At 35.6% G+C, this 16,121-nt stretch carries 12 protein-coding genes and 2 pseudogenes; 1 reads left to right on the forward strand and 13 read right to left on the reverse strand.

Annotation, left to right across the window (positions count from 1 at the left end; all coding sequences use genetic code 11):
- The 6 genes and pseudogenes from BLS90_RS11095 to BLS90_RS11120 all read right to left on the reverse strand — a co-directional run.
- Positions 1-276, reverse strand: a pseudogene (locus BLS90_RS11095) (helix-turn-helix domain-containing protein); the annotation flags it as partial.
- A 119-nt stretch (positions 277-395) separates the two neighbouring features.
- On the reverse strand, positions 396-2,186 hold the full coding sequence (locus tag BLS90_RS11100) for an acyl-CoA dehydrogenase family protein (RefSeq protein ID WP_091257696.1): 1,791 nt from the start codon (positions 2,184-2,186) through the stop codon (positions 396-398).
- A gap of 38 nt (positions 2,187-2,224) precedes the next feature.
- Positions 2,225-2,578 carry a four helix bundle protein gene (locus BLS90_RS11105; protein WP_091257698.1) on the reverse strand — a complete coding sequence of 118 codons (354 nt, stop codon included), beginning with the start codon at positions 2,576-2,578 and terminating at the stop codon, positions 2,225-2,227.
- A 36-nt stretch (positions 2,579-2,614) separates the two neighbouring features.
- Positions 2,615-3,796 carry an acetyl-CoA C-acyltransferase gene (locus tag BLS90_RS11110; RefSeq protein WP_091257703.1) on the reverse strand — a complete coding sequence of 394 codons (1,182 nt, stop codon included), beginning with the start codon at positions 3,794-3,796 and terminating at the stop codon, positions 2,615-2,617.
- A 95-nt stretch (positions 3,797-3,891) separates the two neighbouring features.
- Entirely contained in the window at positions 3,892-6,282 is a 2,391-nt protein-coding gene (locus tag BLS90_RS11115; RefSeq protein WP_091257705.1) for a 3-hydroxyacyl-CoA dehydrogenase/enoyl-CoA hydratase family protein, read from the reverse strand.
- A 46-nt stretch (positions 6,283-6,328) separates the two neighbouring features.
- Positions 6,329-6,838 (reverse strand): MarR family winged helix-turn-helix transcriptional regulator, encoded by a 510-nt coding sequence (locus BLS90_RS11120; RefSeq protein WP_091257707.1) that lies wholly within the window; start codon positions 6,836-6,838, stop codon positions 6,329-6,331.
- 873 nt (positions 6,839-7,711) lie between these two features.
- Here BLS90_RS11120 and BLS90_RS11125 point away from each other — a divergent pair.
- Positions 7,712-8,335 (forward strand): annotated as a pseudogene (locus BLS90_RS11125) (putative polyvalent protein kinase domain-containing protein).
- A 130-nt stretch (positions 8,336-8,465) separates the two neighbouring features.
- Here BLS90_RS11125 and BLS90_RS11130 read toward each other — a convergent pair.
- The 7 genes from BLS90_RS11130 to BLS90_RS11160 all read right to left on the reverse strand — a co-directional run bounded on the left by BLS90_RS11130 (position 8,466) and on the right by BLS90_RS11160 (position 15,993).
- Positions 8,466-9,518, reverse strand: a complete 1,053-nt coding sequence (locus tag BLS90_RS11130) for a proline iminopeptidase-family hydrolase (protein WP_091257709.1) — start codon at positions 9,516-9,518, stop codon at positions 8,466-8,468.
- 21 nt (positions 9,519-9,539) lie between these two features.
- Positions 9,540-11,315 carry an AMP-dependent synthetase/ligase gene (locus BLS90_RS11135; RefSeq protein WP_091257711.1) on the reverse strand — a complete coding sequence of 592 codons (1,776 nt, stop codon included), beginning with the start codon at positions 11,313-11,315 and terminating at the stop codon, positions 9,540-9,542.
- Between the two features lie 217 nt (positions 11,316-11,532).
- Entirely contained in the window at positions 11,533-12,495 is a 963-nt protein-coding gene (locus BLS90_RS11140) for a sodium-dependent bicarbonate transport family permease (protein WP_091257712.1), read from the reverse strand.
- Between the two features lie 73 nt (positions 12,496-12,568).
- Positions 12,569-13,912, reverse strand: coding sequence for a dihydroorotase (locus tag BLS90_RS11145; protein ID WP_091257714.1), 1,344 nt, complete (start codon positions 13,910-13,912; stop codon positions 12,569-12,571).
- A gap of 2 nt (positions 13,913-13,914) precedes the next feature.
- A complete protein-coding gene (locus BLS90_RS11150; protein ID WP_091257716.1) occupies positions 13,915-14,871 on the reverse strand; it encodes an L-threonylcarbamoyladenylate synthase in 957 nt (318 codons plus the stop codon).
- Positions 14,872-14,877: 6 nt separating this feature from the next.
- Positions 14,878-15,714, reverse strand: coding sequence for a DUF6671 family protein (locus BLS90_RS11155; RefSeq protein WP_091257718.1), 837 nt, complete (start codon positions 15,712-15,714; stop codon positions 14,878-14,880).
- A 3-nt stretch (positions 15,715-15,717) separates the two neighbouring features.
- Positions 15,718-15,993, reverse strand: coding sequence for a hypothetical protein (locus BLS90_RS11160; RefSeq protein WP_091257720.1), 276 nt, complete (start codon positions 15,991-15,993; stop codon positions 15,718-15,720).
- Between the last annotated feature and the right edge of the window lie 128 nt (positions 15,994-16,121).

The following is a 16,121-nucleotide window of genomic DNA, read 5'->3' on the forward strand; positions in this document are numbered from 1 at the left end:
CTGTTTCTCTAGAAGTTTTACTTTGGCTTCAAGTTCCATTATCTTTTGTTCTGGCGACTTTGACATAGTAAATGGTGTTTGGTTTTCCCAATCAAAGTTACCGAATTTTCTAAGCCATTTAACAACAGTTGATCTATTTTGAATGCCATAAGTCTTTGTGGATTCTGTAACTGTAAGTTGTCCTCGTTCAATTTCTTGAACAATTTGTAATTTAAAAGACATTGAATAATCTTTTTGAGTCCGCTTCACATAGCGTGTTTCTTCATGTTTTTCCATTAGGATACTTTTTGTGTATCGCTATTTCAGGACGGGACAGTAGAGCAATAAAAAAACCGCACTGTTTATAACAGTTGCGGTTTTCTAGACAAATAAAAAATCTAAAAACGATCTTTAAATTAGAAGCAATATGCGTTTTCAGCTACTAATTTTGATGTGATTGTTTCTCTTAATCCAACAATATTTGGCATATTGGCATATTTAGTGAAACGTCTTAAGCCCATTAGCATCATGCGTTGTTCATCACCTTCAGCAAAAGAGATTACACTTTCTTTTCCTTTTTGTGTGACAATGTCCACTGCTTGATACAAGTATAATTTTGCCATTGCAATTTGCTCTTGCACTTTGGCTTCACCTTCTCTTTTAACTAATTTCTCAGTTCTAAGGATTGTACTTTCAGCCATGTAAATTTCGATCAACATATCTGAAGCAGCCATTAAAATTTGTTGGTGAGAGTCTAAGTCAGTTCCGAATTTTTGAACTGCACTACCAGCAACCATTAAAAAAGCTTTCTTCAATTTTCCAACCATTTCTTTTTCTTCTGCAAATAACTCAGAGTAATCTGGAGTTTCGAAAGAAGGAATACCCATTAATTCCTCACCAACTTTAGTAGCAGGACCTAATAAATCAACATGGCCTTTCATTGCTTTTTTAATCAACATTCCTACAGATAGCATTCTGTTGATTTCATTTGTACCTTCATAGATACGAGCAATACGAGCATCTCTCCAAGCACTTTCCATAGGAGTATCTTCAGAGAATCCCATTCCACCATAGATTTGGATACCTTCATCGGCACAATTTTGAACATCTTCAGATACGGCAACTTTAAGGATAGAACATTCAATTGCATATTCTTCAACCCCTTTTAATTCAGCATCTTGATGTGTAGATCCTTCAGCTTCACGAGCTGTAATTCTGTTTTCAATATCTTTTGCAGCTCTATAAGTAGCACTTTCACCAGCATAACAGCTAGTTGCCATATCTGCTAATTTAGAACGGATCGCTCCAAATTGTGAAATAGCAGTGTTAAATTGCATTCTTTCGTTTGCGTAAGAAGTAGCATTTGTAATTACTCTGCGTTGTGCATCCAAACAAGCAGCAGCTAGTTTGATACGTCCAACATTTAAAGCATTCATTGCAATTTTGAATCCGTTTCCTCGTTCAGATAACATGTTCTCAGCAGGAATTTTTGTTTCATTAAAGAAAACTTGACGTGTGGAAGAAGCACGAATTCCTAATTTATGTTCTTCTTCACCCATTGAAATACCGTTATCAGCAGTATTTTCTACAATGAATCCAGTGATATTTTTATCGTCTCCAATACGAGCAAAAACGATGAAAACGCTACAGAAACCTGCATTCGAGATCCACATTTTTTGACCTGTAATAGAATATGTTTTGCCGTCTTCAGATAAAACAGCTTTTGTTTTCCCTGAGTTAGCATCTGATCCAGCTCCTGGCTCAGTTAAACAGTAAGCACCAAACCACTCACCTGAAGCTAATTTAGGTACGTATTTTTGTTTTTGCTCTTCACTACCGTATAAAGTAATTGGCATTGTACCAATTCCAGTATGTGCTCCAAAAGCAGTCGAGAATGACCCTGTTGCTCCGGAGATATAATCACACACTAAAACTGTGTTTACAAATCCCATTCCCATTCCGCCGTAAGCTTCAGGTACAGCTACGCTTAAAAAACCTAAGTCTCCAGCCTTACGCATTGTTTCCTCAGTTAAAGCGTAATCTTTCTTCTCAAAACGGTCTTTATTAGGCCATAATTCTTTGTCTACGAACTCTTTTACAGAGTCACGCATCATTAATTGTTCTTCATTGAAGTCTTCAGGAGTGAAGATATCTTCACACTTTGTTTCTTTTACAAGGAATTGTCCTCCTCTAGTTACGTCGCTCATGACTTTGTTATTTTAAATTTTGAATTATAAATTTTAAATTATTTTGTATTCGCTTCCTGAGAAGTTTTAATAATTTTTGTTATTATGTTTATTAGATGCTCAATTTCAATTAAATAATTGGTCATCGAAATTGTTGTTAGATTAGATTTGTCCAATAAACGCAACCAATATTTGGTTTCTCTCGCTTCTTTAGAGGCAATTGCCATTTTGTGAACAAAATCTTTTCTAGATTGGGCAGCAATAGCTTCCTCGACATTTGCGCCAATGCTTGTTGCTGACCTTACTATTTGTTTAGAAATAATGAATTCATTTTCCTTTTTTAAGGAGATGAAAAGATTTACTATACTCAGTGCAAAATCAAATGTTTTTGTAGCGATTATATTTTCTTTCATCTCACTTAAAATTTAGAATTCATCATTTAAAATAAATTAAAGGAGTTCATAAACCCCAGCACTTCCTTGACCGGTTCCTACACACATGCTAACAATACCGTATTTGTCACCACGACGTTTCATTTCGTCGAATAATTGAACTGACAATTTAGCTCCAGTACATCCTAGTGGGTGTCCCATGGCGATTGCACCACCATTAACGTTCACGATATCTGGATTTAATCCTAATTCACGGATAACCGCAAGTGACTGTGAGGCAAAAGCTTCGTTTAATTCAATTAAACCGATATCATTTAGAGATAATCCCGCTTGTTTCAACGCTTTTGGTATTGCTTTTACAGGACCTATTCCCATTATTCTCGGTTCAACTCCTGCAGAAGCAAAGTTTACTAATCTTGCGATAGGTTCAAGATTCAATTCTTTTACCATTTCTTCGCTCATTACAAGTACAAAAGCAGCACCATCACTCATTTGTGAAGAGTTACCAGCTGTTACGCTTCCACCAGCTTCAAAAACAGGTCTTAAACCTGCCAACGCTTCTTTGGAAGTTCCTGCTCTTGGTCCTTCATCTTTGTTTACCACGTATGACTTCGTTTCTTTTTTACCATTTTCATTGATAAACGTTTGTTCTACCGTGATAGGAACAATTTGTTTGTCAAATTTACCATCAACTTGCGCTTTCAATGCTTTCATATGAGAGTTGTAAGCAAACTCATCTTGGTCTTCTCTGGAAACATTATATTGTTGTGCAACTGCTTCGGCTGTTAAACCCATTCCCCAGTAGTAGTCCTCGTTTCCTGCTTTTGCAACAGCATAATCCGGAGTTGGTTTGTACCCTCCCATTGGAATGAAACTCATACTTTCAGCACCACCTGCAATAATACAATGTGCCATTCCTGATTGTATTTTAGCTGTTGCCATACCAATTGTTTCTAATCCAGAAGCACAGTATCTGTTTACGGTTACACCAGGAACGTCTTCAATTTTTAATCCCATCAAAGAGATTAAACGTCCTATGTTCAATCCTTGTTCTGCTTCCGGCATGGCATTTCCTACCATAACATCATCAATACGAGTTTTGTCAAAATCTGGCAATTCATTCATCATAAATTCGATGGTTTCTGCTGCTAACTCATCAGGTCTTTTAAATCTGAATACCCCTTTTGGGGCTTTCCCCACGGCTGTTCTGTATGCTTTTACTATATAGGCTGTTTTCATAATTTTATTTTGAATTTTGAATTATAAATTTTAAATTATAGGTTGAGATAAATATTTCGAGACATTTAAAATTCAACATTTATAATTTAAAATAATTAATTACGTAAAGGTTTCCCTTTGGTTAACATAAACTGGATTCTTTCTAGTGTTTTTCTTTCTGTACAAAGTGACAAGAAAGCTTCACGTTCCAGATCCAATAGATATTGTTCACTTACCAATGTTGCCTCAGATAAATCACCACCAGCCATGACATAAGCCAGTTTATTGGCGATTTTCTTATCGTGTTCAGATATGTATTTTCCAGCTTCCATTTGGTCCGTTCCTACTAAGAACATTCCCAATGCTTGTTTTCCTAATACCTTAACGTCCGTTCTGTGAATAGGTTGTGTGTAACCTGCTTCAGCCATAATCAACGCATGTTTCTTAGCTTCAGCAATCTGACGGTCTTTGTTCACTACAATAATATCTTTACCGTGTTGTAACAATCCAGTGTCAAATGCTTCGTAACCAGATGTAGATACTTTTGCCATAGCAATAGTCAAGAAATACTCTTGCAATACATTCAGCTCCACATCATTTTTGTGAAATAAATCAGAAGCACGCAATGCTAGTTCTTTCGAACCTCCACCACCTGGAATTACTCCAACACCAAATTCCACTAATCCCATATAGGTTTCCGCTGCAGCAACAACTTTATCAGCATGTAAACTCATTTCGCAACCACCACCAAAAGTCATTCCGTGAGGCGCAACCACTACTGGAATTCCAGAGTAACGCACTCGCATCATTGTGTCTTGGAACATTTTGATAGCCATGTTCAATTCGTCATATTCTTGCTCCACGGCCATCATAAAGATCATACCAATGTTAGCTCCAACAGAGAAATTTGCTGCTTGGTTTCCAATAACAAGACCTTGATATTCCTTTTCAGATAGATCGATTGCTTTGTTGATTGCGGCCAAAACATCGCCACCAATCGTATTCATTTTGGATTGGAACTCTAAATTCAAGATTCCGTCTCCTAAATCTTGTATAATCGCTCCGCTATTACTCCACACTTTTTTGCTTTCGCGAATGTTATTCAGGATTATAAAGGAATCCTGACCTGGCACTTTGTTTTGTGACTTCGAAGGGATATTATAAAAAAATGTAGCTCCTTCTTTTATAGAATAAAAACTAGAACTTCCAGAAGCTAGCATCTCAGTTACCCAAGCTGCTGGTTCAAGACCTTCTGCTTTCATGATTTCGATTCCTTTTTCAACACCAATGGCATCCCAAATTTCGAAAGGGCCGTTTTCCCATCCAAAACCGGCTTTCATTGCATCGTCAATTTTATATAATTCATCTGAGATTTCAGGAATTCTATTGGAAACATAAGCAAACATTCCAGAAAAACTTTTTCTGTAAAATTCTCCCGCTTTGTCTTTTCCTTTTACCAAAACCTTGAAACGATCAATTGGTTTATCTATCGTTTTTGTTAGTTCTAAAGTGGCAAAAGACGCTTTTTTAGCTGGACGGTATTCTAAAGTATCTAAATCTAAAGAGAGAATATCCTTGTCTACTTTTTTGTAAAAACCTTGGCCTGTTTTGCTACCCAACCATTTGTTTTCCATCATTTTATTGACGAAATCTGGTAATTTAAACAAATCGTGTTGTTCGTCATTCGGGCAGTTTTCGTAGATTCCGTTGGCAACGTGTACCAAAGTATCCAATCCAACTACGTCAACCGTTCTGAAAGTAGCCGATTTTGGACGACCAATAACTGGACCAGTTAATTTATCGACTTCTTCAATCGTTAATTCCATTTCTTTTACTAAATGGAACAAACTTTGAATCCCGTAAATCCCGATTCGGTTTCCAATAAATGCCGGAGTATCTTTGGCAACAACCGAAGTTTTTCCTAAAAATCGTGAACCATAATCTGTAAGGAAATCCAAAACTTCAGTTGCAGTTTGTGGGCCAGGAATGATTTCGAATAATTTTAAATAGCGCGCAGGGTTAAAAAAGTGTGTCCCACAAAAATGCTTTTGGAAATCCTCACTTCTTCCTTCGCTCATAAAGTGAATTGGAATTCCAGACGTATTTGAAGTTACTAAAGTTCCCGGTTTTCTAAATTTCTCAATTTGTTCAAAAACCATTTTCTTGATGTCCAAACGTTCCACAACAACCTCAATAATCCAATCCACAGTAGCGATTTTCGCCATGTCGTCAGTAGTATTTCCAGTTGTGATTCTGCTTGCAAATTGCTGACTGTAAATAGGAGAGGGCTTCGATTTTAGAGAATTGGCTAAATGCTCATTCACTAATCGGTTTCTTACTATTTTGCTTTCCAAAGTCAGTCCTTTTTTAGCTTCTGCTTCCGTAAGTTCTCTTGGAACAATGTCCAATAGTAAAACTTCAACTCCAATGTTGGCAAAATGGCACGCAATTCCTGAACCCATAATTCCGGATCCTATCACTGCAACTTTTTTAATTGTGCGTTTCATACTTAGTTTATATTTGTTTTTTTGTTAGAAAAAGACAGCCTGATTTTTAAGAATTACTGACAATCTTAGAGATTTCATTTTCTATCTTTTCAGATTGATCCGTCAGTTCGCTGACGGTTGTGCGATTAAAAATATTTTTGTCTAGAATTAATTCATTTATGATGTCAGCCACCTCTATAAAATGCATTAGTTTTTCTTCTGGAATAGATTGTTTGACGGCATCATTGAATTTTAATACGGTATTTTTTGATAATTCTCTTTTTTCTTTACCAAATTCGGTCAAGTAAATCAATACACCACGGCCATCTTCAGGATTTTTTTTTCTGATGATTAGGCCTTTTTCCTCCATAGATTTCAGGGTTCTAGTGAGGCTAGTAGCTTCCATTCCCATTTTTGGACCCAATGAAGTAGAAGGGGTTCCTTTTTCCTTATCCATGCTTAATAAAGCAAACCCGGTAGCCATGGTTGCCCCATATTTAGAAGCTTCCTCGTTGTACATTCTAGAAACGGCTTGCCATGTGGCACGTAGAATATAATCTATTGTTTTATCTTTCATAAGTAACTATATCGTTTTCAAATATAATAAAAAATACTATGCACGCATAATATATTCAATTATTTTTTTGTTAAAAAGTATTAAATATAAAAAATTCCCGCTGAAATACAGGAGATTATGCTCGTTTTTAAGAGTAATTAATATTTTTTGGGCGTATCCCTGCGGGTCGGGCTATCCGTTGTATCTTTTATGAATTCCCAATCCCGAAGCTTCGGGATCAGGAATTCATAAAAGGATGCCACTTCCATCCCTTACGCAATTTGATTTGTGAGGAAATTAAAGCTAGTGTAGTATAACACTATAGATTATGGGTTTGATTTATAAAGCAGCTATGTCGGGGACCAATAGTTTTGTTGACTCGAGCGCTGAAATTTGGAGAGAGAGTCATTTGTTGCCAAAATAAATTATGGGTTCATATTTCGATAATGCACTGCATTATGAAGATCAAGTATGATGTAATTGTCTTTTAGTAGCATTTACTATTTTGGAATAAAAATAATTACAGCCGCTAATTGGTTTTTATTATTTTAAAAAGGAAAGTCTTTGTTGTACAGCTCTTTGTCGGAATGACTTTTATAACTGTTATCCAGCTATTTACACAAGAAAACCATGAAGGATATTCATGGTTTTCAATTTACAATAGTCTTTTATAACTTCCTAAACTCCCCGTTATCCACATCTTTCAAGAACTTGATCACGCCCGGGAAATAGTTTTTAGGTCATCGTGTTGCGAAAGGTGGCTTCCGTTAGGACAAAAATATCCAATTCTTGAAATTTCAAAACATATCTAGTTGAGAAACCAGGTTTATTTTGTACAATAAGCGCATTGAACAGTAGTAATAAAAATTCGTTATCTTTGCCATATAAAATTTCATGAAACATGAACTACAAAATATCATTTCAGGAAAGAGCCAAGTTAGGCATGGAGATGCTATCCAAGCAATCGCCCGTTACCTTAGAAGAGGCAAGAGCTCAAGTAGCGAGGCTAAAGAGAGCAAGCAAATCAAAACTGAAGAAGCAAAGAATATAAGGCAATTTTGCGACCAAAATAATTTTTGGAACACCGAGATTGATATTACTGCTTTTGTTTCCAGCGGTGCAGAGCAAAAGGTTTATCTTCACAATGAGTTTCAGGTTTTTAAACTCAATGATTCTATTTGTTATTTATCATGAGAGGATTACTTCAATAATCTGCTGTTAAATAATTATTTCTTTCCAGACACAGCGTATCAATTAGTAGGGTTTTATGAATCGGAAGAAGTTTTGTATGCTGTAGTCGAGCAACCTTTTATAAAATCAGATCAAAATACAGTACTAGAAAATGTAAAAAGTTTTTTGGATGAAAATGGGTTTGAAAACACAAGAAATAACGATTACTTTAATCCGGATTTAGGAATCATTCTTGAAGATTTACACGACGAGAACATATTGACTTTTCAAAATAATTTGTATTTTATCGACACTGTGTTCTACATCACAGAACAATTTTACCAATAATTATTTATTGGTAATTATTTTATATTTGGTTGAAGATAGCAGGTTTATTGCCTTGTGTTTTTATCATTTTCCACCTAAAATTAAAAAACCATGAACGCAAATTCGTGGTTTTTTGTAATATGTATTGTTCTTAAGATTTCCTAAAGTCTCCACTATCCACATCTTTCAAGAATTTAATCACGCCTGGAAAATAGGTTTTTGGGTCATCGTATTGCGAAAGATGGCTTCCGTTAGGGCAAAACAAGAAACGTCCGTTTTGGACTTCATTGGCAATCCATTTCATATGCTCTGGATCCATGGTGTCGTATTTAGAACCAATACTCAAGGTAGGAACGGTAAGCGTTTTTAGTTTGTCTTTGATATCCCAATTTTTAAGAGTCGCATTTCCAGTGATACCAAATTCACTATGGCCTTGCATGTACACGTATACGTTAGGATTAATGTGCTTGAAACATCGGGTTATGGATTCAGGCCATTGCGCTTGTGGCATTCTCAAAACATGTTCGGTGTAATAGTATTCAAAGAGTAATTCGCTGTATTTTGGATTATCAAAATCATTGTTTTTCTCCATATCCTGTAATTGTTTTAGGATTTTAGGATCCATTTGTGGAGCTAGAACATTTTTGGCGTACGCATTATATTCTGGAGCACTTGCCATCATGTTGGAAATAATCAAGCCTTTTAAGTTTTTTTGGTATTTCAACGCGTATTCCATAGCTAGAATGCCGCCCCAAGATTGTCCCATCAGGTAAAAATTAGAACTGTCTAATCCTAATGCGATGCGTACTTGCTCCACTTCCTCTACAAAACGTTCGTTAGTCCACAAACTGTTGTCGTTGGGTTGATCGCTGTAATACGAACCCAGTTGGTCGTAGTAAATGTATTCAATACTTTCGTTGGGGAAATAGCCGTCAAAAGCTTCGTACAATTCATGAGTCAATCCAGGACCGCCGTGTAAAAGCAGCACTTTTATTTTTGGATTATTGCCCACAGTTTTCGTCCAAACCTTAAAAGTCCCTTTTGGTGTTTTTATCGGGATCATTTTAATTCCACCTGTGAGTTGGTCGTCCCGTTTGGAGAAATCTAAATAATTTGCTTTGATAGAATCCTCCTTTGGCTTTTGCTCACAATTAGAAAGCAACAGCATACTTATTGCGGCGAAAATCAGGACTTTTAGTTTCATAACTGAACGATTTTATGTTTACTAGTTGTAGATTTTGTGAAATAAATCGATGTATTTCTCCATTACAATTTTTCGTTTCAATTTTAGTGTTGGAGTCAATTGTCCGCCTTCTATAGACCATAAATCTGGGGTCAGTTCAAAACGTTTTATTTTTTCCCAATTCCCAAACTTTTCATTCAACTTATCCACTTCAAGTTGGATGCGCTCAATTACTTTTTCGTTTACAATTATTTCTTCATTGCTTTTTCCAATATTGATTCCGTGAATAACAGCCCATTCTTTGATAAAATCAAAACTAGGTTGAATAAATGCAGCGGGCATTTTTTGTCCATCACCAATCACCATGATTTGTTCAATAAAACGAGATTGCTTCATTGTATTTTCAATTAGTTGTGGCGCAATGTATTTTCCTCCAGAAGTTTTGAACATTTCTTTTTTGCGATCCGTGATTTTTAAAAAACCATCTTGGTCAAATATTCCAATGTCTCCCGTGTGAAAATAACCATCTGTAATGACTTCATTAGTTAATTTTTCGTCTTTAAAATAGCCCATCATAACGTTTGGACCTTTACAAAGAATTTCACCATCTTCCGCTATTAAGACTTCTACATTATCAATAACTTTCCCAACTGTTCCTACTCTAAAACCATGATTTCTTAGATCGTTAACGGAGATTACGGGAGAAGTTTCGGTCAAACCATATCCTTCCATAACTGGGATTTCAGCCGCAGCAAAAATACGTGCTAATCTGGGTTGCAGCGCTGCGCTTCCAGAAACCATTAAATCAAGGTTTCCACCCAAGCCTTCTTTCCATTTACTAAAAATCAGTTTTCGTGCAATTTTGAGTTGGAACTCATACCACATCCCATTTTTACCATACGGCTCATAGATTAAACCTAAGTCAATCGCCCAAAAGAAGAGTTTCTTCTTGATGCCAGTTAATTCACTTCCTTTAGCATAAATTTTATCGTACACTTTTTCCAAAAGCCTAGGAACTGCCGTGATAACTGTTGGTTTTACTTCTTTTAAATTATCGCTAATCTTGTCAATTGATTCTCCAAAGTATACTGAAACGCCATAATATTGGTATAAGTACAAAATCATTCTCTCAAAAATATGACAAATAGGAAGGAAACTCAAAGCACGACTTCTCCCCGCTTCAAATGGGATTCTAATCGCACTATTCAAAACATTTGATACAATATTTTTATGAGAAAGCATGACTCCTTTGGGCCTACCTGTTGTTCCAGAGGTATAGATAATGGTTGCTAAATCTTCGGTTTTTACATTATTTTTTCGCTCTTCAACGGTATCTTGATTTCCTGTATCAACGCCTAGAATCAATAAATCATTCCAGTTTTTACACCCTTCAATTTCATTGAATGAGTAGACATCTTTAAGAGAAGGCACTTTGTCCTTAATCAAATTTACTTTTCGAAGTACTTCTGCATCCGACACGAAGCAATAAACAGATTCGGAATGATTAAGGATATACTCATAATCTTCTTCAGAAATTGTTGGGTAAATAGGAACGTTTTGGGCTCCTATTTGCAAAACGCCAATATCCATAATATTCCATTCCGTTCTATTATTAGAGGAGATGATTGCAATTTTATCACCCTTTTGCACTCCCATTCTTAATAGTGCTCGCGAAACAGCATTGGCTTTGGCAATATATTCTTGTGTAGATGTTTTTATCCATTCACCATTCTGCTTGCTTACTAAAGCATCTGGAATAGAATTGTACTTTTCTTGCTGATAATAAGGGAAATCAAAGAGGCGAGTGATATTTGTCATTATAAAAATATTGGATTTGGATGCAAATTAAAAAAAAAATAAGAATAAAATTAGTAAATCAGAATTTATATCGTAAAACTTTCATGGATTATTGAAAATCCACGAAATCGTTTTCTTAATTTCAGGCGTAATGAGTTGATTTTAAATGTAAAAACGTTTCGTATTCTAAAATTAGTAAAACCATCATAACTTGAACAGGAATAATACTATAAATGGTTTAAAAATTTTGGACAATAAGAAAATACAAAGGCAATCCGATCGTGATATTTATTGGAAAAGTTACCGCCAGCGCCATAGGTAAAAAGAGTCCTGGGTTTGCTTTAGGAACAGTAATTTTCATTGCGGCGGGAACAGCAATATACGAGGCACTTGCGGCTAGTACTGCAAAAATAAAGCGATTGGTTATGTCCGTTGTCACCAACGAACTTAGTACGGCAAATAGGCAGCCATTGAATAAAGGAATCAGAATCGCAAAAAGGAAGGGGAACCATCCAAAGGAAAAGAATGATTTGAGTTTTCGACCACTTGTTATTCCCATATCTAATAGAAATATAGCCAGAAATCCTTTAAATAGATCATTAGTAAAGGGTTCAATTCCTTGGGCTTGTTTTTCGCTAGCTAAGAAACCAATTACCAAACTACCGAGGATAAGCAACACACTTCCGTTTGTTAAAGAATGTTTGATGACGGTACTTTTTTCGATCGTGGTTGTTTTATCTTTATTAAAAAAAGATATTAAAACGAGCCCTATAATAATAGCAGGGGATTCCATTAAAGCCATAATGGCAACCATGTGACCATGAAGCGTTAGCTGCTGGGACTCCAAAAACGAAACTGCCGTGACAAAAGTAACTGCACTAACGGAGCCATAAGCTGCAGCAATAGCGCCAGAATCAAAAACACTCAATTTTCGTTTAAGAATGAAAAAAGTATATAATGGAATTGTAGAGGAGATAAAAATTCCAAATAGCATGGACCAAACAATTTCGCTCGTGAATACTTCATGTGACAATTCTTGACCCCCTTTAAATCCTATGGAGAAAAGTAGGTAAAGAGAAATAAATTTAGAGGAATTGGGTGGTATTTCCAAATCACTTTTTAAATATACTGCTATGATTCCGAGTACAAAAAAGAGTAATGCTGGATTTGTTAGATTTTCAATTAATAAATTAAGGTTCATATTTTTTGATTCGTTGGATTTTGTTACTACTTTTAATTTTTATGGGTTTAATGCTACTTAGATATTTAAAACGCTATCGGATTTTAGAAAACTTTAATCTCATTCCAGTTTTCGATTCATTAAAGGCTCCGTCATTAAATACAATTGTTCCGTTGACTATTGTTTGTATAATTTTACTTTTAAATACTTGATTTTCAAAAGGCGACCACTTGCATTTGTAAAGAATATTATTTGGAGTTACTGTCCAAGGTTTATTGATGTCTACTAGAACTAAATCAGCAAAATAGCCTTCGCGAATGTATCCTCTTTCTTTGATTTTGTAAATAAGAGCAACATTGTGGCACATTTTTTCTACAATTTTTTCCAAGCTAATCTTTCCTTGGTGAAACAATTCAAGCATTACAGGCAAAGCGTGTTGCACTAATGGTCCTCCAGACATAGCCTCAATATAGGTGCCTGACTTTTCTTTGAGAGTATGAGGTGCATGATCGGTTGCAATGATGTCTAACCTGTTTTCTAATAGCGATTGTAAAAGACCATTTTTATCTTGTTCTGTTTTTATAGCGGGATTCCATTTTATTCTAGAACCTAATTTTTGATAATCTTGATCTGAAAACCAAAGGTGATGAACGCAGGCCTCCGCTGTGATTCGCTTTTCATTTATTGGAGTTACATTGTCAAATAAATTGGCTTCTGCCAAAGTAGAAATATGAAAGAAGTGCAGCCTATTGTTGTGTTCTCGGGCAATTTGCAATACTCGTTTTGTAGCGGTCACACACGCTTCCTCGCTTCTTATTTTGGGATGACAATCAAAAGGAATATCTGCACCATATTGTTTCCGGTACCATTCTGTATTTCTTTTGATGATCGCGTCATCTTCACTATGCAGGGCAATAAGTGTCTCTGATCTCGAAAAGAGTTTTTCTAAAAAATCGGGATAATTTGCCAAAATGCCTTCATCATTATTAAAATAAAGTCCATCATCAGTAATACCGCAGACATTTTCAGTGTTCGTTTTCAGGGCTTCTTCTAAATTATCTTTATTAATTCCCATAAAAAAGGAATAGTTGACTAAGGAAGTCTGAGAAGCAATGGAGTATTTATCTTCCAGTAATTGTTGGGTTAAGGTATTTGGTATCGTGTTTGGCATTTCCATATAAGACGTAATGCCTCCCGCTGCTGCTGCTTTAGATTCTGAGTAAATCGTTGCTTTGTTGGTAAGCCCCGGTTCTCTAAAATGAACTTGATCATCAATGATACCAGGCAAAAGATATAACCCTTCTGCTTCTATGATATGTGCTTCATTATCTGTAATGTTATTTGAAATGGTTTCGATACGTTCTCCAACAATCAAAACATCAGTAATTTTCATTAGACCTTCATTGACTACGGTCGCATTTTTGATTAAAATCCTCATTGTTATTTGTTTTTGGAAGCTCTTTCCAATCGATCATTAATTGTTCTTCCTAGGTCATTATCAGGGAATCGTTCAGCAAGGATAATGTCGATTTGCATGCTGTCTAATTCATGCAGTGAAGCATATAATTTTGAAGTTGCTTCTTGTAAATTGCCGGAAGGAGAAAGAATAATTTGGCATGCAACATCTTGCTCTTTTTCTGGTTGTTTAAAAAGTAATAATCCAATTTTTTTATTTGGAAACAACTTAACCTGCTCTACAACATTGGTTGTTAAAAATAAAGTCGATTTAGGAGCATAATGTCTTGACAACATACCAGGTGCTTCAGGAGCGTTTTCGTTTTTGTTTAAAAGAGATACTGGTCCTACAATTTTTTCAATTTCTTCTTTTGAGATGGCTCCCAAACGATAAATAATTATTTCATCGTCATGAAAGCCAACAATTGTTGACTCTATTCCTGCTTTACATACACCGCCATCTAAAACCATCGGCAGTTTGTCTCCAAAATAGTTCTCAACATGTTCCGCTGAAGTTGGACTAATAGAACTAAATGGGTTTGCGCTAGGTGCTGCTAAAGGAAAATCGAGTTGGTGCAAAAGGGATAATGCAACAGGATGATTTGGGATTCTAACGGCAACTGTTGGTTTTCCAGCAGTTATGCGATCTGGGACCGAAGCATGCTTTTTTAGTAAAAGGGTTAATGGTCCAGGCCAAAATAGTTTGGCCAAAATTTTAGCAGATTCAGGTATTTCTATGGCTACTTTATTTAAATCCTCTATTTGTTTAATGTGTACGATCAAAGGATTAAACGACGGTCTTTGCTTCGTGCGGTAAATAGTTTCAATTGCTTTCTCACTATAAATATTTCCTGCTAAACCGTAAACCGTTTCTGTAGGAAAACCAATGATATCCTCCTTTTTTAAAAGTTCTACAGCGAGTTCAATAGCATTACTAATCATAATTTGTTAAGGGTTGCAAAAATCACAATACATGGGATCTTCAGTTAATTTTTTATTTGGAAATTTATCTTCTTTAGTAAAAGAGCATTTCTGACAGGTGTAAATGTAGCTTAAAGTTGATCGAGTAGGACCGTGGCATAAATTGCAGGGTAAACCTGGTTTCGCATCGGTAATTCCAAATCCTGGTGTAAAGCATGTTGGGCAACAGGATTGTATTTTTGCAAGGAGTTTTTTGATAGCCTTCTCAATCACTTTCATTCGGGTTGGGTTATACATTGCCCGCATGTCCGTTTCAACGTATGTCATGCCAAATTGCTGTATGAATTTTTGAAAAATGATGTTGAGGGTATCCCAATCTGTAATTCCTTTTTCAACTTCAGTACAATCTTCCTTTGTTTTTTTTACAATTAAACCATGAGAAGGAAAATTTACTTTTTCAGCAAATTCCCTTAATTGTAACTCATTTTTAATCTCAGCACCATTAAAGTTTGTCTCTAGACTCAGTTCTCGGGCAATAATTTCTAACTTGTTTTTTTTATCAAGGAATAGCACTATTTCATCATTGGCGTGAGCAAAAAAAAGGGAGGGATGAGGTCCAAAGGAACCTTCGCTAGCGATTACCATGTCGCAATCTGTGAGAGCCAAGGCCATTAAACATTTATTTTTAAGTGTTGTAATTGGATCGTCCTTGCGTTCTATTTCGCCAGAGAATGTTCCAAGCACATCCGAATCAAAGTCTGGAATAACAAAACAGTGGACGCCTAGTTCTTTTTCAAAAAGGGGAGCTATTACTTTTTCTTTCTCATGCATAGTAGCAATGAGTAACTTTCTTTGTGTGAACATTTGTTATTCAATTGTAATCATGATATCAGTATCTATTTTTATTTTTAGATTTTCTTTATTAGCGTAACTTATAATCTGATCTATAGTTGTTTTGGCTTCCGTTAGTTCTAGTACTCTTTTTAAACCCACTTGGTCAGCTTTACCTGATCGTATATCAGAACTAAAGTTTTTAAGATTATGAAAATTAATTTTTGTGTTTATCAGATTGAATAAAACTTCTTTGGCTTCTTGGTTAGTGAATGGCCCTTTAGTCAATTGAATTTTTTGTATTTTTTCCATTTGTAAAAATTGGTTTGATAGTGTTATATGATGGTAAACGGATAAGATTTAATAGTGCAATTAAAATTACTGCGTAAGATAATTCGCTTAATATTAAATCGTCAAGCTGAATGGTGCTCAGTGTAGCT

This window comes from Flavobacterium omnivorum, from assembly GCF_900099915.1.
Classification (GTDB): domain Bacteria; phylum Bacteroidota; class Bacteroidia; order Flavobacteriales; family Flavobacteriaceae; genus Flavobacterium; species Flavobacterium omnivorum.

Excerpts from the sequence above, each read along its gene's own strand:
- BLS90_RS11100 (WP_091257696.1), bottom strand. The coding sequence starts at position 2,186 with ATGAGCGACGTAACTAGAGGAGGACAATTCCTTGTAAAAGAAACAAAG.
- BLS90_RS11105 (WP_091257698.1), bottom strand. The coding sequence starts at position 2,578 with ATGAAAGAAAATATAATCGCTACAAAAACATTTGATTTTGCACTGAGT.
- BLS90_RS11110 (WP_091257703.1), bottom strand. The coding sequence starts at position 3,796 with ATGAAAACAGCCTATATAGTAAAAGCATACAGAACAGCCGTGGGGAAA.
- BLS90_RS11115 (WP_091257705.1), bottom strand. The coding sequence starts at position 6,282 with ATGAAACGCACAATTAAAAAAGTTGCAGTGATAGGATCCGGAATTATG.
- BLS90_RS11120 (WP_091257707.1), bottom strand. The coding sequence starts at position 6,838 with ATGAAAGATAAAACAATAGATTATATTCTACGTGCCACATGGCAAGCC.
- BLS90_RS11130 (WP_091257709.1), bottom strand. The coding sequence starts at position 9,518 with ATGAAACTAAAAGTCCTGATTTTCGCCGCAATAAGTATGCTGTTGCTT.
- BLS90_RS11135 (WP_091257711.1), bottom strand. The coding sequence starts at position 11,315 with ATGACAAATATCACTCGCCTCTTTGATTTCCCTTATTATCAGCAAGAA.
- BLS90_RS11140 (WP_091257712.1), bottom strand. The coding sequence starts at position 12,495 with ATGAACCTTAATTTATTAATTGAAAATCTAACAAATCCAGCATTACTC.
- BLS90_RS11145 (WP_091257714.1), bottom strand. The coding sequence starts at position 13,912 with ATGAGGATTTTAATCAAAAATGCGACCGTAGTCAATGAAGGTCTAATG.
- BLS90_RS11150 (WP_091257716.1), bottom strand. The coding sequence starts at position 14,871 with ATGATTAGTAATGCTATTGAACTCGCTGTAGAACTTTTAAAAAAGGAG.
- BLS90_RS11155 (WP_091257718.1), bottom strand. The coding sequence starts at position 15,714 with ATGTTCACACAAAGAAAGTTACTCATTGCTACTATGCATGAGAAAGAA.
- BLS90_RS11160 (WP_091257720.1), bottom strand. The coding sequence starts at position 15,993 with ATGGAAAAAATACAAAAAATTCAATTGACTAAAGGGCCATTCACTAAC.